This window comes from Sphingomonas longa (assembly GCF_016892685.1).
Lineage (GTDB): Bacteria > Pseudomonadota > Alphaproteobacteria > Sphingomonadales > Sphingomonadaceae > Sphingomonas > Sphingomonas longa.
In genome coordinates, this window is the sequence record NZ_JAFEMC010000004.1 from 322,951 (window position 1) to 341,332 (window position 18,382).

The following is an 18,382-nucleotide window of genomic DNA, read 5'->3' on the forward strand; positions in this document are numbered from 1 at the left end:
CAGATCGTCGTTGATTGGCTGGATACGGCTGCCGGAGAAACCTAGGTCGGAGTGGCCCAGGACGCTGAAGGAGACGTTCTTCGTACTTAGTCGACAGCTGGTGCGTTTGATTTGACAGCACCCAGATTACCGATCGCAAGGTCAGCGGCTGAATTTCCAGTAGTCGAGATCGAACATCGACCCGCCATCGCCGCGGAATACGAGATACAGGTCTCGTATTCCGATCGCTCCGGACACGGCTGTGGACTGCGCCTCCCAACCGGACCCCCGCGTAGCGGCGACCTTCATCACTCCGATTACCGGACCATCAACGCGGTCGACGTGCAGCTCGATCGACGAGTTCGGCCGCGCGTTAGCGATACTGGCCATGAACCTTCTCGCTTCCGCTTTCCCGAAGTCGACCCCAGCAACCTTGATGTAGCTGCGGTCCGTGATCCGCGTGACGTACACGCCTGCACGGTCGTCCTGGTCCGTCGTGACGCCCGGTGCCCAGGAATAGTCGCGGTCGCGATCACGTTTCAGCCGGGACGTCCACGCGATCGTCTCGGCCTCGACGCGTGCATACGGATCGAGGGTCCCGACCTGCGGTGCGCTCGCCACATCCCACCACTTCAGATTTGGGATGGTGCCATCGGCATTGTATTGGAAACGCGCGACCGAGACTGATCGGCGCTCATGATGGATCGGCGTCAGCGCGAAATTATGCTCGTAGCTGAAGCCGAAAACATAAGAACTGCCCTTGTAGTCAATGATGCCCGGATGATTACCCGTAGCCCGGGCGTCATGCTCCATGATCGGGCCTATGTAGACCCACGGCCCGGTCGGGCTGTCGCTCATCGCGTACCCGATGCCTTCCGAGCAGCAGGTGGATGCGAACGCCATGTAGTATCGGCCGCTACGCCCGTAAAACCACGGCCCTTCCTGATAGTCGAGGATCCTCGGCTGGACCTTCGTGATCGGACCGGAATATGAGGTCATGTCCTTGTTGAGCTTGACGTACCAGAGGTCGGGATTGCCCCAATAGAGATAGGCTTGCCCGTCCTTGTCGATCCAGACGGTGGGATCGAAATAGCCATCGGCGGGACCAACCAGCGGCTTGCCCAGCGCGTCGCGGAACGGCCCGGCCGGATGGTCGGCAACCGCGACGGCGATGACGTTCTTCGGCGATCCGGCGATGCTGATGGGAGCATAGAGGTAGAACTTGCCGCCTCGTGCAATCACCTGCGGCGCCCACGCGTCGTTGGTCTGCACCGCCCACGGGAACGTCTTCAGCGACGCGACTACGCCGCGATCGGTCCAGTTCGCCATGTCGGTCGAGCTGTACAGGCGCCAGTCGAGCATCCTGAATCCGTCCGCGTCGTCCTCGTCATGGCTGGTGTAGAGGTACACCACGCCGTCATGGACCATCGGAGCCGGGTCCGCCGTGAAACGGGTCTGGATGATCGGGTTCTCGGCACGAACGGTACTCGGCGCACCCGACAGGCATGCGACTGCCATAGCAACCATCAGGATCGTTCTTCTCGCCATCCACCACCTGATCGCTCTGACTGGACGCAACCACTAGCCTGAACGCTGCTCAAGGCCGAGCTCAAACTGTTGCTATATGATATGATGGAGCTACGCGGGTCGCGGTATCTGTCACGATCATGCCAATCAACCCGGCCCGACGATCCATCGCGAACGCCCTTCACCGTCTATCGAGCAGGCGGCTGAAAAACACCCGAAGATTAACCGGCTTCGCGCGGCGTTCCCGCTCACCGTTTCATCAACGCCGCATCGGCCCAGCTTGTGGGTAAAGGCGCAGCATTGCTCCCGTTAGCGCGGGTAACGAGTTCAACGATCCTGACGCCCGTGACGTCGGCTGAGATCAACTGCCCGGGATCACCCCACTTCAGGGCCCGGCTTGTCGCCAGGAGCTTGCCATCCCCGTAGACGGCGAACGTTGCCGCCCGATTCGTATCGCGCGCCGAGTCATTGATTCCGACCACAGCTGTGAAGCGGCGGTAGCCCTGGTTGCGGACCTCCAGGCGTGAATTGGCCAGAACGCCGACTCCCGTGTCGAACCGCGCCCCCTTGATCGCCAGCACTTCGCCAAAAGGAGCACGGTCGGCTTGGGCACCGCCCCAGCCGGCGTAGATCGGCCCCTCACCCGTACCCCGGGTGCCTTGCCAGCCAGTCGCCGACCGGTGAATCGTCGGGTCGGGCATTGGCTCGACCACCCCGTCGACCGCCGGATTAACGTTGCCGGGCTGCTCGGAAAGGTAGAGCCCGTCCGTCAGGACACGCGTGCCGTTCGCCCGGAACAGCAGCGTTTGATGCCCCTGGATCTTGAGCTTCGTCGTCGCCCGGAAGCTGCGTCGCTCCCCGCTCCACAAGTCCACGAGCTTCACGTCGGCATCGTCGCGAAACTTCATCTGCGCAGCGGTGAGGTCGACGTCCAGCGAGGCCGCGCCACGATTGAAGATCGCGACAGCCTTTTCGCCCGTGGAGAGCGTCTTGACGAAGATCTGTACGTCGTCGCTGTCGAACGCGACGATCGCCTGATGCCCCGCGGGATCCTGATCGAGCGCGATAACCTGCGCATTGCCGAAGATGTCGAGCAGCGATCTGGGCGCCTGCCGCAAGTCCATGCCGATCATCAGCGGAGCGTTGATCATCGCCCACATCGTCATGTGCGAACGAGCCTCCGTGAGATGATCAGCGTCAAAATCTCCCTTGCCGATGAACAACATGTCTGGGTCGTTCCAGGAACCGGGATGGGCGTAGAACGCCCGCTTTGCGGCGGTGTCGAAGTTGGTCAGCATACGACCCCAGCTCGGATTGATGTCGTCACTGGTGCGCGAGATGTTGCCGACGTTCTTGCCCCACGACCTCACGTCGGCGGCTCCCCAGATGCACAGGGACAGGAGATAATCGCCGTCGGGATTGTCACGGGCCAGCGCCGCGTTGATCTGACCGAATAGCGCCTGCACAGCCGGGATATCCGACCGGTTTACGAAGTCCATGTTCAGGATCGGGGGCAAAGCGCGGTATTTGCCGGAACGTACCTTCTCCGCGTCCGCACCAAAGGCGCGCAGGCCACAGCCATCGACCTTGATGAAGTCGAACCCCCATTTGGCGAAGAAGAGGTCGATGTCCTGATCGATGTGCCCGTACAAGCCGATCTCGCGCTCGAGCACCGATCCCTTGGGAAGATCGGTATCGTCGGGAGAATAGGCTTGAGAGCAGGTGTTGCGCCCAAGATCCGAGTAGATACCCGCCTTGAGCCCCATCCCGTGCAGCCTGTCCGTCAGCGGACGGAAAGATGCGTCGGCGTTGGATTGCACCGTGATCGGAAAACGCCCGGGACGGATGATCAGCGCACCGTCACGAACGCGGCGTTGCAGCGCCCAGCCATCGTCGATGTTGACGTAGCGATAGCCCTTGGCAGCCAGTCCGTCCCGGACCAGCGCCTCCGCGGACCCGAGTATCTTGCTTTCGTCGATGTCCGTCGCAAACGCGTTCCAGCTGCTCCAGCCCATCGGCGGGGTTTGCGCCCGTCCCGCGGTGTAGGTGCTCCACCGCCCCGTGGGCGCAAGTGTGTCCTGCTGTGCCTGCGCCGGGACGACGGGCAGCGTCATCATCGCAGTGAACACGGCCGCCGTCGTCTTGCTCAGTCTCATACGCCTCCCTCGGATGCCTCGTTTGGCCTCGGGCCAACATACCCCCGCTTCCATGATGATCGCCAGCGCTCAGAAGATTTTGGCGGCAGCCCTTCCTCACGGTCCTTCTCCACGCCCCCTATCGCTGCTCGCTGTTGCCCTGACGACCGCCCCAGATCGTCTGGATTCGTTTCGCACAGAGCGTGCACTTAGTTCTTTGAGGAGCGATCGTTATCCATGCTGATCAACGTCGCTCGACTTCAGCGCCCACCAGAGCGACAGGATGCTCGACTCGGATGCGCAGCGAGGGCGCGCGAGCCAGAGCCCTGATCGGCGTGACCGACAGGGCTGCAGGTGGTGGCAGCGGCACTGGAGCCGCTGCGAGCCGAGGAACACCACCATGCCAAAACTCAGCGACACGCAGGCCATCCTGCTGACCCACGCCGCTCAGAACGAGACCGCCAGCCTGTATCCCCTGCCGCAGACGCTGCGTCGCGGCGGCGGCATCACCAGGGCCATCGCCGCGCTTGTTAGCGCCGGCTACGTGGAAGAGCGCGAGACCCAAGAGCCGGGTGCAGTGCACCGCACCGACGCTGAGGTCCGCTACGGCATTTTCGCTACTGCTTCGGGGCTTGCCGCCATCGGCATTGTCGATGGCGAGCAAGGCGCGGCGCAGCCGCCATCGCCTGAGCCTGCTGCTGCCGCACCACGGATCACCAAAGCCGGCACCGTGGTGGCACTGCTATCCCAGCCCACCGGCGCAACGCTGCCGGAGCTGATCACCGCCACCGGCTGGCTGCCGCACACCACCCGCGCTGCGCTGACCGGCCTGCGCAAGAAGGGCCACACCATCGTGCGGTACAGCCGCGATGGCGCGACCTGCTAACGCATCGACGCTGCGGCGGCCGCAGCATGAGCGCTGTGGAGGCGGAGATCGCCGCGCTGGAGGTGCTGTCCTCGGCCGTCCTGCGGGAGCGCTGGTCCGCGCTGACCGGCAGTCCGGTGCCGCGGATCAGCCCGAAGCTGCTGCGGCTGGCGCTTGCGTGGGAGCTGCAGGCGCGCAGCTTCGGCGGCCTGTCGCGCGCGACCACGCGCACGCTCGACCAGCTTGGCCGCGGCGAGACGCTGACCGCCCCTGCGCGGCCCGGCATGCGGCTGGTGCGCGAGTGGCAGGGCCGCGTGCATGTGGTGACGGTGGGAGAGGATCAGGTCGTCCGCTGGGAGGAGCGGCCATACCGCTCGCTGAGCGAGGTCGCCCGCGCGATCACCGGCACGCGCTGGTCGGGACCTGCCTTCTTCGGGCTGAAGACGAAGGTCGCGGCATGAAGCCTGTCCTGAGCAGAGCCGCGACCACGGTTCGCTGTGCGATCTACACGCGCAAGTCGAGCGAGGAGGGCCTGGAGCAGGACTTCAACTCGCTCGATGCGCAGAGAGAGGCGTGCAGCGCCTACATCCTCAGCCAGGCGAGCGAAGGCTGGCTGCTGAGCGGTGAGCGCTATGACGATGGCGGCATCTCGGGCGGGACGCTCGCCCGCCCTGCCCTGCAGCGGCTGCTGGCCGATGTCGCAGGCGGCGAGATCGACATCATCGTCGTCTACAAGGTCGACCGGCTGACGCGCTCGCTGCTCGACTTCTCGAAGCTGGTGGAGGCCTTTGATGCCGCCGGCACCAGCTTTGTCTCGGTCACCCAGTCGTTCAACACCACCACCAGCATGGGGCGGCTTACCCTCAACATGCTGCTCTCCTTTGCCCAGTTCGAGCGGGAGGTCACCGCCGAGCGCATCCGCGACAAGATCGCCGCCTCGAAGGCCCGGGGCATGTGGATGGGTGGTACGCCGCCGCTTGGCTACGCCCCTGATGGACGATCCCTCAGAATCGTCGAGGAGCATGCCGCCATCATCCGGCATATCTACGCGCGGTATCTGGCGCTTGGCTCGGTGCGCAGCCTGTCAGAGGAGCTGGAACGCACCAATATTGGCGCGCCGGTCCGCACCACCCTCGGTGGCAAGGCGTTTGGCGGTGTCCGCTTCTCGCGTGGCAACCTCTACTCGATCCTGCGCTGTGCGACGTACGTCGGCGAGATCCACCATCAGGGACGCGTCCACGCCGGCCTCCATGCGCCGATCATCGCGCGCGACATGTGGGACGCGGTGCAGGCAAAGCTCACCGACAACCGGCAGGGCGAGCAGCGCCGCGGTGGCCGGGCAGCCGCCAGCCTGCTGGCGGGCCGGGTGGTGGATGCGCAGGGGCAGCCGCTGGTCGCCACCCATGCCGCCAGGGGGAAGGCCCGCTACCGCTACTATGTCAGTCGCGATCTGCAGACCGGCTCGAGCGACACCGGGCTGCGCGTGCCCGCGACGGAGCTGGAGGCGGCCGTCACCCAGCGGATCGCCGAGCTGTTCGCCGACCCGGTCGAGCTTGCTGCTGCCGCGCAGCTCGAGCTGACGCCCGACAGCTTTGCCGCAGCGGCCGCGCGAGCCGAAGCGATTGCAAGCGGTACGCCCGCTGTCCTGAAGGACGCCACCCGCAGCATTGTCACCTCGGTGCAGATCCATGACGGGCGCATCGATCTGGTCTGCAATGCTGCAGCCATTGCTGCGGTCCTTCAACTCACCAGCAGCGCCACAACATCGGAAAGCATCACCATCCGCTCGGAGGTGCGGCTCACCCGTTCAGGGCGCGTCATGCGGCTGGTGCATGCCAGTGGCAGCGGCGTGACCGCGACCGCGAACGGATCGCTCGTCCGCCTCATCCTCAAGGCGCGGCGCTGGTGGAGCATCCTCAAGGCTGGCGAGCTTGATGTCAGCGCGCTCGCTGCCCGCGAGAGCGTGCAGGCGGGTTATGTCACCCGGGTGCTGCGGCTGGCGTTCCTGGCACCGGCGGTCGTGGAGGCGATCCTTGCCGGCAACATCAGGGCTGGTGTGGATGGGGCAACGCTGACTGCCACCGGCGCAATGCCAGCGCTCTGGGCGGAGCAGGTGGCGGCGGTGTTGCCACATGATGGCCAGACAGGCGTCCGACCATCCATGCGGTCGATGGGCCACTCTGTCACAACCTGATGTTGCGCTTCCGCATTTCGGCCGCCGCTATACCCTTCAGCGTCGATGGTGGAGCTTCCACAAAGATATCGGCGAGATCCAGGAGATCCTCATCGTTTAACAGGGCAATAGAAGCATGGATGTCAGCGACTTGAGCAACTGCTTGCTCAATCCTCGCTGTTCGCCTCCGATTTCGTATTTTCAGCATAGGCGCCAACTAGCAGGAAGGTGGCAGCACAGTCAGCTACCTTGGCTGTTCTGCGGCACGTAAGCGCGCCGCCGCCTGGACGCGCAGCCAGCGAGCATGTTCTCCTTGCGCATCTTGCAACGCGCGGTGCGCGGGAACGACATCGTCGCCGACTGCGGAATGTGCAACGATGATGTGGACCTCGGCGTCGAGCTTAGCTGGCGTTATGACAGCCCGCAGGATGTCCGAAGCCGTCTCCCGCAATGCCTCATCCGTGTCGCGCAAACGGAGCGTGTGTCGGGGAAGTCCCGCGGCCCGGAGCAGCGTGCTCAGCCATTTGCCATCCCATGATGGCGCGCTGGCAAACAGGTCATGATCCGTCAGCGCTTCAATCATGCGTGTCGCCACCGAACTCACCGGTTCACCCCGCGCGACGAGAGTGTCGCGCGTGATGCCGTGGATCGCCTGCGACTCCTCGTCCCAGTCGGTCCAGTCTGCTGCTGGTGCGATCAGGTGCGTCTCACTCCGACCATCCTGGAACACCCAGGCGACCTCGATGGGATAGCTGTTCCTGGCCAGCGAAGACGCCTCAAAGTCGAGAAAAACCTTCATGTGCGGCGTAGTGGCGTGCGCTCATCACCCGAGCAAGTGGCGTGTTCAGTCGGCGGCGCGACATAAGATGGATATGGATAGCCCAAGACGCTGAGGAGCCGTTACTCCCTACTCCGTCTCGGCTTGTTCGTTTGCTTTGACAGCACCCTGACGCACGATCGAGACTGCCTGCATTCCAACGACGATAAGGTGTGACCCAACTTCGGGCGCCCGTTCATCGTCGCGATAGATGTTTCCCATTGAGTTCGGGAAACGAAATATTCGGCTGGCAAATCACCTGATGGCGGCAGCGGTTGATCGACAAGGAAGGCTGGAAGCCCGGCGGTGCCGACTTGCGCAACCCTCCATACCGGTGAAGCCTGCTACCAATTTAAGTTCAAGCGGCCGTAAATCTGGCGGCCGTTGAAGCCGAACGGCGAGTAATAGGGAAACGCCGTCACGCCGTTGTTGTTGAGAGCGGCCGGCGAGGTGGCCGGATAGACATCGAACAGGTTGTCCGCGCCGATCGCCAGCGCCACGCTGTCGTTGAACCGGTACCGCGCCTCCAGATCGACCAGCGTGTGTCGTCCGGTGTCGATGTCGCTCGCGGCAGTCGTGCCCGGCTGCAGCACGTTGCCATAGTGGATCGCGCGCAGCGTCACGCCCAGATCCTCCAGCCGCCAGTCGACCGAACCGACCAGCTTGGTCCCCGGCGTGCCGTCCTCGATTGTCAGGATGCGGTTGCGACCGAACAGGCTGGGCGCCGGGTCCAGCGTGGCAGTCGAGGTCGGTATGCGGTTGACCTTGATGTCGTTGAGGTTGGCCGCCGCACTGAGCGCGAAGCTGCCGAGCGTACCGGTGCGCAGCGTATAGGCCGCCACGACATCCAGCCCCTTGGTCGTGGTGGTGATGCCGTTGATGAAGAAGCGCGCCGCCTGAACGCCGAACGGTGCCAGCAGCGACGCGACGGCGGGGCTCGCCGCCGCCTGGATGTTCTCCGACAGCGCGATCTGATCACGGATGCGGATGCGGTAGGCGTCGACGGTCAGGCTGAAGCCGCCGGCGCGGATGACCGTACCCAAAGAATATTGACGTGACTTTTCTGGATCGAGCGGCAGCGCCCCCAGTGCGCGGGCGATGTCGCTGGAGACGGGATACAGCCCGGTTTCGAGGATCTGGTTGCCGGTGACCAGCGTCTGCGTCGACGTATAGAATTGTTGCTGGAGCGACGGGGCGCGGAAACCGGTCGAGATCGATCCGCGAAACGCCAGCCACGGCGCGATATCGTAGCGGGCCGAGACCTTGCCGGTCGCGGTCTCGCCGAAGTCCGAATAGCTTTCCCCCCGGGCGGCGACGCCGATCGTCAGGCGATCCCAAAGCCGCGCCTCAACATCGCCGTAGATGCTGCCGTTGCTGCGATGGACGTCGACCTCGTTGGCCGGCTGGAAGCCGAGGAACCCCTGCGCACCGGATCCCAGATTGGCGGCGGCACCCGGTGCCCGGTTGTAGCTTTCGGGCTCGCCTGCACCGATCTTGAACCCCTCGCGCCGATACTCCCCGCCCGCGGCAAAGTTGATGACAGCCGGACCGAAGCTGTATTCGCGCGCGACGTCCAGGCCGGCGACGAACTGGTCGTAATTCAGCCGGCCGGAATCGAAATCGGTCAGCGTCGCATTGCCATAGGTCGCATTCGCCGAGTTGCGCGTGGCGAAATTGATGGTGTTGCGGCCATAGGTCGCGCTCAGATCGACGTTCCATCCGCCGAGTTCGCCGCGCACGCCGCCGGTCGCGTTGTAATCCTTCGACCGCGTGGCGATCAGCGGCAGGAATCCGCCGGAATAGAGCCCGCTCACCGCCTCCGCATTGGCGTTGCCAGCCCCGACAACCCGCGGGAATGCCGCGCTCTCGCTATCGCGCAGCTGGAACCCGCCATTGGCATAGGCGGTCCAGCCGCCATCGCCCAGCGGCACGGCGGCGTTGACGTACCCTGTCCCCTGCTCGACCTCCGGGTCGCCAAAACGAGCCCGAATGCGCAGGGGCGCGGGACCACGCGGGTCAAGATCGGCGCGGTTGGTCGGCTGACGCGTGACATATTCCCCTGACACGGTCAGGAAACCGTCGGCACCCAGTCCGAAGCCCTGCCAGCCGCTGACGGTCAGCGACTCGCCGTCGCGCGCGTCACGGGAAATGCGTGCTGCGTCATAGCTGGTCACGAACTGGCCGAAGGTTACCGATCCGCCTCCGCCGGAGCGCGCTTCGCGCAGGCGCAGGTTGACGACGCCGGCAATTGCGTCCGACCCGTATTGCGCGGACGCCCCCTCCCGCAGCACCTCGACCCGGTCGAGCGCAACAGTCGGGATCGTGTTGAGGTCGACTGCCGCCGAGCCACGACCGACCGAGCCGTTGATGTTGAGCAGCGCCGAGGGGTGGGCGCGGTTGCCATTGATCAGGACCAGCGTCTGATCCGGCGAGAGACCACGCAAGGTCGCGGGTCGGATCGCGTCGGTACCATCGACGGCCGCCTGCCGCGGGAAATCGATCGACGGCGCGACGGTCGCCAGCGCATCGGCGAGTTCCGTTGTTCCCTGCGCCCGCAAGGCGTCGCCGCTGAGAACGTCAACCGGCGACACGCTGTCGAGCCGGCTGCGTCCTGGTGCACGCGTCCCGGTCACGATAATCTCGTCGTCCTCCTGCGGAACGACGGCAGGGTCCGTACCCGGCGAGGCAGCCGCAGCACTGTCCGCTACGCCTTCCGAAGCCGGCGAAACCGTCTGCGCGAACGCAGGCATGGCGATTGCCGTCGCGAGCAGCGACGCGGTGACGAGCAGGATGTAACGCGAGTAAGGCAAAGCGGAGTCCCTTGAACCGTGCCCAGCTTTATTCGACTTCCGCAGTGGGAATTAGAAGCCATGGTTTTTTGCGGCGCAGCAAGCGTAGCTTCAGCATCCCCCGCTTGCACATCGCACCGGGATTTCCGCAAACGCGCCAGGCCTAAGTTGCTGATCTACATTGCGTCGATCGCAACAGGGGAGCGCCGAGCGGGCATCGGCCGCAGCGGCCCGCCACCGGCGATTGGCGCCTTCGATAGCAGCTCTTGTCCGGCACAAAGATGCGTGGAGTTGGATATCCGACTAACCGGATGGAGTATCTTGTGCTCGGAAGGATGGACCCGGACATGACAGAATATCCGACCAATCGTGAACGAGCCGGACCACTGATGGAGTGGCCGACGATGGCGGTCGCGGTCACGATCTATAGCGGTTGGCTGATCGCAACCCGGTGTCACGCGGCAATTCCGACGCCGCTCATAATCCTCGCCGGTGGCTGGATCATCGCTTGGCAGGGATCGCTCCAGCACGAAACGATCCATGGTCACCCGACGCGCAGTCGGCGCCTCAATTCAGCGATCGGGTTTCCGCCGCTGGCGCTATGGCTACCTTATGCGATCTACCGCCGGAGCCATATCGCCCATCACGGCAGCCACGCCATCACTGATCCCCGCGCCGACCCGGAGTCCCGGTACGTCGATCGTTCTCGCGGGCTCACCTGGATCGCCGCAACGCTGCAAGCCAGCTTGTTAGGGCATATGTTGTTCGGACCACCGATCACGATCGGCCGGTTTGCGATCGACGAAGCACGGCGTGGTGTGCGGAAGCCCGGTCGGGTGGCGCGGGACTGGCTGCCTCATCTCGTCGGAGTGGCCGCGCTGATCGCCTGGCTGGACCATGTCGGGATGGGGCTGGGGCACTACATCCTCGTCTTCGTTTATCCCGGCATGGCGCTGACGGCGTTGCGTGCGCATGCCGAGCATCGTGCTGACCTCACCAGCCGGGCGCGTGCGGCAATCGTCGAGCATCGTGGGGCCCTCGCCCTGCTGTTCCTCAATAACAATCTCCACGTCTCGCATCACGAACGACCGCAGCTCGCCTGGTATCAGTTGCCCGCTTATTACCGGAGCCAGCGGACCCGGCAGATCGGCGAAGGTGCGATCGTCTATGCCGGCTATGGCGATGTCGTTCGCCGGTTTGCGTTCCGGGCGCACGACGCCATCGTCCACCCCGGTCACCGACCGGACCGCGAACGTCCGTGACCCGGTGCGCGTCCTTGGGCATGTACGATCATCCCGCGCAGCGTTTGGCCAACGACGCGCTGTGGGCAAGGATCGCCGATGAATTGCGGCGTAGCGGGGTTGCCGACCTGCCAGCCACGTTAGACCGCGACCGCGACCTAGACGCCATCTGGCGCGATCCTGAGCTAATCCTCGGACAGGCGTGCGGCTACCCGATGATCACTGACGCGACGCTACCGCTAAGAATCGTCGCGCTGCCAGTCTATGAATGCCCTGCCTGCAGGGGCAGTACCCACCACAGCCTGATCGTCGTCCGTCACAATGATCAGGCGTTCGGACTAGGCGATCTGCGCGGCCGTCGCGCCGCGATCAACGATCCTGCCTCGAACACGGGCATGAACCTGTTCCGTGCAGCAATTGCGCCGATCGCAAACGCTCAAGCCTTCTTCGCTGCGGTCGAGCATACGGGATCGCACCGTGCCAGCGCGCTGGCCGTCGCATCGGGTGACGTCGATGTTGCCGCGATCGACTCCGTGACCTTCGCCGCGCTCGACCGGTACGAGCCCGATCTTACCGACCAGTTGCGCATCCTCCAGATGACGGCACCTTCGCCGACGTTGCCGCTGGTTACTGCGGCAACCACGGACGAGGCGACGCGCGCGGTGCTGCAACAAGCGGTGCTTGCAGCGCTGGCAGACCCGGCGCTTGCGGACGCGCGGGACGCACTCTTCCTCATCGGCGCCGCGATCAGGTCCGAGGACATCCTGACGCCGCTGGCATCTCTCTCTCTTCAAGCGTCGAAGCTCGGATACCCTTTGTTACGCTGACGGAAGCTGGTTGGCTTCGCTAACGGTAAGGCCGTCACTTCTTACCGGATACGACAAAGGCCGAACACCGGCGTTTGCCGTTACTCAGGCTTTGGTGGTGCAGGCACAGTCCGCTGCCCGCCCAGGTCGATGCATGCGCTGACGCGAGTACTGCAAGCCCGGGAAGCGACGCCTCGATCTCCGCTGGGTCAAGGCGATAGTGTCGACACGGTCCACACCCGGCTTCACCCGTTGCAAACGAAGCGCAAACAGCGGACCATATGGACATGAGCGTCACTGCCCGAGCGTCTCCCAATGCCATCCGAATACATGGACAGATAAAACGTACCCCAGGATAACATTGACTGCCACCCCCGCGGTGAAGGCTATTAGTGGTTTGCGCCCTGCTGCTGCCAAGTCGCGGAAGCGTGTGGTGAGTCCGATAGAGAGGAAGCAGAAGATAAAGCACCAGGTACGCAGATCCTTGACGGGCGCGATGAACCCGGGTGATGCGATGGTATTGTACTGAGCAAGCGAGTAGCTTGCAGTCGCTGCGGTGACGATCGCGGACGTGATGAAGAAGCCCAGCACGAACTTGGGAAAACGCCGCCAGATCTCCCGTGCGTCCGGTGCGCTGCCAGCTGACTGCCTCTCCCAGCGTGTCGTCGACACGATGGCAAGCGCGACAGCCCAGATCCCAATCCAAACGTCCCGGCCGACAACCTTCACCAACGTAAAGGCTTGTACAGCCTGATCCGCCGTGCCCGCGATGCCGGGGAATTTGCCTGCGAAGCCGCCATAAGCCTGAGCCGCAGCGATACCTGCTGCATCGGCGAACTCCGAGGTTCCGATCCAGGCCCCTGCAACTCCCGTCGGAAGACTGAGGGCGCGCGACGCGAAGGGCAACACGAAGATCATCACAATGGCCCAAAGCACCACCGTCGAGATGGTGACGGCCCGTCTCCTCCTTCTTCGCCCCCACAGCGGCTGCTACCGCAATGGCAGCGGAGACACCGCAAACCGCGCCGCCAACTCCCAGCGTAGCGGCGAAGGGACGCTCGAGACCGAGCCGCCTGGCAACGAGGAAGATGACACTGAAGGTAACTACCGAGACGATCGACGCCTGAACAATGGCGATCGGCCCGGCCAGGGCAATAAGTGACAGCGGCACGGTGGCGCCTAGCAGCACAATCCCGGTTTTGACGTAGAGCTCGCCGCGGAAACCGGCATCAAGCCAGCGCGGCAGACGCAGCAGATTGGCTGCAACCAGCCCAAGGAAGAGCGCGAGCAGCGGGGGCTCGAGGTTATAAGCCGTAGCCTTGTCCCACTGGCCGGCGACGAAGACGACCCATGCGGTTGCATAGAGCAGCGCGAACGCAAGGACGAAATCTCGTGATCTAAAGCCGAGCGCCTTGAGCGGAATAGAGAATGCCACCAGCCAGAAGATAAATTGGGCCAGGTAGCGAGACCAGTTGGCCGTCATATCGGCGCCAACCTGCACAAGGCTCGACCATTTCGGTGGTGTTACCGCCAGCCAGCGCAGACTTGCCCCACTGGAGAACAGCGCGATCGCCATCACCACCACGCGACGCCGATCCAGATCGCCCACCAGTCCTCCTTCCGCCACAGCTCGCGCCAGAAATTGGGGTGGGGAGCAGCGGTAGTGTCCGTCATGGCGAGCTCCTCAGGCAGTTGCTGCGGTTTTGATCTCGTTGATACGAAGCCTAGATCCAGCGGCAGGGCAACCAAGAGCCGAGACATTCAGGAAGGTTGAGCCGTCCTTCGCCAGGCAACGCCGCCTTAGGGTCAGGACCCATTGAGGGGAGCGCCGCGATCTGATTCATGCTCCGTGAGGAGAGCGTGGATGAGCGACCTGTACTGGTTGACGGATGAGCAGATGGCGCGCCTGCAGCCGTACTTCCCCAAGAGCCATGGCAAGCCGCGGGTCGATGACCGGCGGGTGCTGAGTGGCATCGTCTTCGTCAATCGCAACGGACTGCGCTGGTGTGATGCACCGAGCGCGTATGGTCCGCACAAGCCTGTCTCGAGCGCAGTCGAGAGGACGCTGTACAACCGGTGGAAGCGCTGGGGTGAACGGGGCGTTTTCCTGCGCATGATGGAAGGTCTGGCGTCAGCGGAGGCCGTGCCGAAAACAGTCATGATCGATGCGACCTACCTGAAGGCACACCGCACGGCATCGAGCCTGCGGGTTAAAAAGGGGATCTCGGCCGCCTGATCGGCCGCACGAAAGGCGGCATGAACACCAAGCTGCACGCCGTCAGCGATGCAAACGGGCGGCCCTTGAGCTTCTTCATGACCGCCGGGCAGGTCAGCGACTACACCGGCGCGGCAGCTCTGCTTGACGATCTGCCAAAGGCGCAATGGCTGCTTGGTGATCGCGGTTATGATGCGGATTGGTTCAGGGACGCCCTGGAAGCCAAGGGCATCCAGCCCTGCATCCCGGGCCGTACATCGCGCAACGAGCCGGTCAGGTACGACAAGCGGCGCTACCGGCGCCGCAGCCGCATCGAGATCATGTTCGGCCGCCTGAAAGATTGGCGCCGCGTCGCCACACGCTACGACCGATGCCCAACGGTCTTCTTCTCGGCCGTTGCCCTCGCGGCCACAGTCATCTTCTGGCTATGACCAATGAGTCCTGACCCTAGCCAGCAGATGCTCGCTCGAACGCTGCGTGCACTTGAACGCGATGGCATGGTGACCCGCACCGTTCACCCCACCGTGCCGCCTCAGGTGGAGTACGCCCTCACCGCTCTCGGCCAGTCATTAGCCAATCCGATCCGCGAACTTGGAACCTGGGCCGGCACGCACATTGCGGAAATTGAGAGCAATCGGTCGACGTTCGACGAGGCAAGGGACAGCCGCTAACCCGCCCGACACCGCAAGGACCTCGCCTTCGCAGCGTTCTACAACCGGCGGCAAGACCCACGCCCAGACATTCAGAGCACCCTGCCCTCCACCCAAGCTCTGCCACTCGTTCATGTGTACCTTCAACCGCCACATACAGCCGCGTTGGAAATCAGAACGGAGCTGGGCCGGGGTCTGGCGGACATCGTTGATCTGCTAAGTTCGTGCTTTCAAGTATCCGTCATGGGACCGCGGCTATGCGCTCTAAGGATCATCGGACAGCATTGGCGGCTACGTTTGAGCTTCTCCTTCGTGCGTCTGTTCACCTAGGTGGTGGTCAGCATCTCCGCCGTTCTGCCGGATATCCGAGCCAGCACTTTCAGATCGGATCGTACCGGCCGTCCCGGCGGGCAGTTGACGCGCATGGAACGGGTATGGCCTAGCTGACAGGCGCTCAGCCCGATCAGGCCGAGCGCAGGGGGCACGGAAGACCATGAATTCAAGCGAACGCCGTTTGAACGCCATCGTAAATAACAGCACGGCCGCGATCTTCCTGATGGATGAGCGTCAGCACTGCGTGTTCATGAACAAGGCCGCAGAAGCGTTGACTGGCTACCGTTTGGAAGAGGCTGTCGACCGCCCCCTGCACGATGTCGTTCATCACCAGCGCCCGGATGGAACACCTTACCCGTTGGCGGAGTGCCCGATCGATCAGGCATTCCCCGAACGCGAACGGATGACGGGCGAAGAGATGTTCGTCCATAAGGACGGCCACTTCTATCCCGTTGCCTTCACTGCTTCGCCGGTCGCGGGCGATGACGGTCAGCCCGTGGGCACGATCATTGAAGTGCGGGATCTTACCGAAGAAAAGGCCAGAGAGGCTGCGCTTAGGGAAAGCGAGGGCCGCTTCCGCAACATGGCGGATCATGCCCCGGTGATGATGTGGGTCACCGATGCGACTGGCTATTGCACTTACCTGAACCACCAATGGTATCAGTTTACTGGCCAGACGGTAGAACAAGCCAGTGGCTACGGCTGGCTGGAGGCCACGCATCCAGACGACCGGCAGCGCACGGAAGATGCCTTCGTGGCGGCCAACGCGGACCACACGTCGTTCCGCTTCGAGTACCGTCTCCGACATGCGTCCAGCGCTTACCGCTGGGCGATCGACGCCGCGAGTCCCCGCTTCGCCGATGATGGCGAGTTCCTCGGCTATGTCGGCTCCGTCATCGACATCGATGAGCGGCGTAGTGCCGAAGAGCGGCTGGCGGTAAGCGAAGAGCAACTGCGCCTCGCCTTGGAGGTTGCCGAGATTGGCCAGTGGGATGTCGACCAGGCCACCGGCAGCATGTTCTGGCCGCCTCGGGTGAAGGCGATGTTTGGCATTTCAGCCGACGTCCCGGTCACGCTGGATGACTTTCATGCCGGCGTGCATCCAGAGGACCGGGACAAGACACGCGAGGCCTACGAGTCCGCAAGCGACCCTGAACTACGCGCTTTGTACGACGTCGAATACCGGACCGTCGGCAAGGAAGACGGTGCCATCCGGTGGGTGGCAGCAAAGGGTCGTGGGCTGTTCGATGCACAAGGGCATTGCTCTCGCGTCATCGGCACCGCGATCGACGTCACGGCGAGAAAGGCAGCCGAGATCCGGCTCCACCAGCTCAATGAACGGCTGGAACACGAAGTCACTGCGCATACCGCCGAGCGGAACCGTGTCTGGGAGATGAGCCGTGACCTGCTTGCGATCATGGGCTTTGACGGCTTTCTGAAAGCCATCAATCCGGCGTGGGAGGCGACGCTGGGCCGCGATGCCGAGACACTGATGGCTCTGTCGTTTCGTGAGCAGGTCCACCCCGATGATCATGACGCCGCCCGAGACGTCATGGAGCGGTTGCTGCGCGGTGAAACCGTCGAGCGGTTCGAGGAAAGGATCGCTCATGCAGATGGATCCTGGCGCTGGATATCCTGGACGCTCGTGCCAGAAGGCGATGTCTTCTATGCAGTCGGACGCGATGTAACGCCGGAGAAGGCGGCTGCCGAAGAGCTGGAAAATGCGCAGGAAGCATTGCGCCAGAGCCAGAAGATGGAGGCAATGGGCCAGCTCACTGGGGGCGTCGCACACGACTTCAACAATCTGCTCACACCGATCCTCGGCGCACTCGACATGCTTCAGCGCCGAGGCGTTGGAGGCGACCGCGAACAGCGTCTGATCGAGGGTGCTCTCCAGTCCGCTGACCGAGCCGCCACGCTCGTTCAGCGCCTGCTCGCATTCGCGCGGCGGCAGCCGCTGCAATCGGCTGCGGTCGACGTCGGCAAGCTCGTCGAGGGAATGGCGGACCTTCTCGCCAGCACAACCGGCCCGCAGGTCGAAGTGGTGGTGGAGGTGGCAGCCGATCTGCCGCCGGCAAAGGCAGATCCAAACCAGCTCGAGATGGCGCTCCTGAACCTCGGCGTAAATGCGCGCGATGCCATGCCACGGGGCGGCACGCTCAGGATAACCGCCACCCGCGACAGCGTCCGCACCCCTCGCGGTGCGCTCAAACGCGGGCACTACGTTCGCTTGTCGGTTGCTGACACGGGCGTTGGGATGGACCCGGCGACACTGGCTCGCGCTATAGAACCCTTCTTCTCCACCAAAGGCATCGGGAAAGGCACAGGCCTTGGCCTCTCGATGGCGCATGGCCTTGCAGCTCAGCTGGGCGGGGCCCTCATCATTCACAGCCGGGAGGGCGTCGGGACTAACATCGAGCTATGGTTGCCGGTGAGTGCGGTGTCTCCTGACGGCGCCGCGCAATCTTCGGACCTTGCACTCGTCGAGCCAGGGCGCGGCCTGGCTCTCCTCGTTGACGACGAGGACGTGGTTCGATCCATCACAGCGGACATGCTCGAAGAGTTTGGGTATGAAGTCCGTGAGGCGAACTCCGCTGAAGCGGCCTTGGCGCTCGTCACCGCCGGATTGTCTCCAGACCTGCTGGTCTCGGACCACCTCATGCCCGGCATGAGCGGTGTGGAACTCGCGTTGGAGCTCCGCAAGAGCAAACCGGATCTGCCTGTGCTGATCGTCTCAGGCTATGCCGATGTTGAGGGCCTTACTCCCGGCCTGCCGCGATTGGTGAAACCGTTCCGAAGCACCGAATTGGCTGCGAGCCTCTCGGCACTATGAGCTTATCGCAAATCCGCTC

Annotated in this window: 13 protein-coding genes and 1 pseudogene; 8 read left to right on the forward strand and 6 right to left on the reverse strand. The window is 63.7% G+C overall.

Going from position 1 to position 18,382, the window contains the following annotated elements; all coding sequences use genetic code 11:
- Positions 1 to 141 precede the first annotated feature (141 nt).
- Together ILT43_RS14780 and ILT43_RS14785 are read right to left on the reverse strand one after the other, a co-directional pair.
- Complete coding sequence (locus ILT43_RS14780) at positions 142 to 1,506, reverse strand: glycoside hydrolase family 43 protein (protein WP_204199750.1); 1,365 nt, start codon at positions 1,504 to 1,506, stop codon at positions 142 to 144.
- Between the two features lie 248 nt (positions 1,507 to 1,754).
- Entirely contained in the window at positions 1,755 to 3,662 is a 1,908-nt protein-coding gene (locus ILT43_RS14785; protein ID WP_204199751.1) for an NPCBM/NEW2 domain-containing protein, read from the reverse strand.
- 379 nt (positions 3,663 to 4,041) lie between these two features.
- On the opposite strand from ILT43_RS14785, the gene ILT43_RS14790 reads away from it, so the two are divergent.
- Genes ILT43_RS14790 through ILT43_RS14800 form a run of 3 tightly spaced genes read left to right on the forward strand, consistent with a single transcriptional unit; the run spans position 4,042 to position 6,700 of the window.
- On the forward strand, positions 4,042 to 4,527 hold the full coding sequence (locus tag ILT43_RS14790; protein ID WP_204199752.1) for a DUF3489 domain-containing protein: 486 nt from the start codon (positions 4,042 to 4,044) through the stop codon (positions 4,525 to 4,527).
- A gap of 26 nt (positions 4,528 to 4,553) precedes the next feature.
- On the forward strand, positions 4,554 to 4,967 hold the full coding sequence (locus ILT43_RS14795; protein WP_204199753.1) for a DUF2924 domain-containing protein: 414 nt from the start codon (positions 4,554 to 4,556) through the stop codon (positions 4,965 to 4,967).
- A complete protein-coding gene (locus ILT43_RS14800; RefSeq protein WP_204199754.1) occupies positions 4,964 to 6,700 on the forward strand; it encodes a recombinase family protein in 1,737 nt (578 codons plus the stop codon). The genes ILT43_RS14795 and ILT43_RS14800 overlap by 4 nt, the downstream gene beginning before the upstream one ends.
- Before the next feature lie 223 nt (positions 6,701 to 6,923).
- On the opposite strand, the gene ILT43_RS14805 is transcribed toward ILT43_RS14800, so the two are convergent.
- Positions 6,924 to 7,478 (reverse strand): 3'-5' exonuclease, encoded by a 555-nt coding sequence (locus ILT43_RS14805; RefSeq protein WP_204199755.1) that lies wholly within the window; start codon positions 7,476 to 7,478, stop codon positions 6,924 to 6,926.
- A gap of 362 nt (positions 7,479 to 7,840) precedes the next feature.
- Positions 7,841 to 10,246 carry a TonB-dependent receptor plug domain-containing protein gene (locus tag ILT43_RS14810; protein WP_239474863.1) on the reverse strand — a complete coding sequence of 802 codons (2,406 nt, stop codon included), beginning with the start codon at positions 10,244 to 10,246 and terminating at the stop codon, positions 7,841 to 7,843.
- A gap of 386 nt (positions 10,247 to 10,632) precedes the next feature.
- Between ILT43_RS14810 and ILT43_RS14815 the strand changes: the two genes are divergently transcribed.
- Positions 10,633 to 11,547 carry a fatty acid desaturase gene (locus tag ILT43_RS14815; protein WP_204199757.1) on the forward strand — a complete coding sequence of 305 codons (915 nt, stop codon included), beginning with the start codon at positions 10,633 to 10,635 and terminating at the stop codon, positions 11,545 to 11,547.
- Positions 11,548 to 11,567: 20 nt separating this feature from the next.
- Positions 11,568 to 12,353, forward strand: coding sequence for a phosphate/phosphite/phosphonate ABC transporter substrate-binding protein (locus tag ILT43_RS14820; protein ID WP_204199758.1), 786 nt, complete (start codon positions 11,568 to 11,570; stop codon positions 12,351 to 12,353).
- Positions 12,354 to 12,626: 273 nt separating this feature from the next.
- On the opposite strand, the gene ILT43_RS14825 is transcribed toward ILT43_RS14820, so the two are convergent.
- Both ILT43_RS14825 and ILT43_RS19915 read right to left on the reverse strand, forming a co-directional pair.
- Positions 12,627 to 13,250, reverse strand: a complete 624-nt coding sequence (locus tag ILT43_RS14825; protein WP_239474803.1) for a putative sulfate exporter family transporter — start codon at positions 13,248 to 13,250, stop codon at positions 12,627 to 12,629.
- 100 nt (positions 13,251 to 13,350) lie between these two features.
- A pseudogene (locus ILT43_RS19915) lies at positions 13,351 to 13,908 on the reverse strand (putative sulfate exporter family transporter); the annotation flags it as partial.
- Between the two features lie 288 nt (positions 13,909 to 14,196).
- Here ILT43_RS19915 and ILT43_RS14835 point away from each other — a divergent pair.
- The 3 genes from ILT43_RS14835 (at position 14,197) to ILT43_RS14845 (ending at position 18,363) form a co-directional block, all read left to right on the forward strand.
- Positions 14,197 to 14,978, forward strand: a protein-coding gene (locus tag ILT43_RS14835; protein WP_204199760.1) for an IS5 family transposase whose coding sequence is annotated in 2 segments (ribosomal slippage) — positions 14,197 to 14,554 and positions 14,554 to 14,978 — 783 coding nt in all. Because the reading frame shifts where the segments join, the coding sequence is not laid out codon by codon here.
- A gap of 3 nt (positions 14,979 to 14,981) precedes the next feature.
- Positions 14,982 to 15,218, forward strand: coding sequence for a winged helix-turn-helix transcriptional regulator (locus ILT43_RS14840; RefSeq protein ID WP_204199761.1), 237 nt, complete (start codon positions 14,982 to 14,984; stop codon positions 15,216 to 15,218).
- Positions 15,219 to 15,690: 472 nt separating this feature from the next.
- Positions 15,691 to 18,363, forward strand: a complete 2,673-nt coding sequence (locus tag ILT43_RS14845) for a hybrid sensor histidine kinase/response regulator (RefSeq protein WP_204199762.1) — start codon at positions 15,691 to 15,693, stop codon at positions 18,361 to 18,363.
- The last annotated feature ends 19 nt before the right edge of the window (positions 18,364 to 18,382 follow it).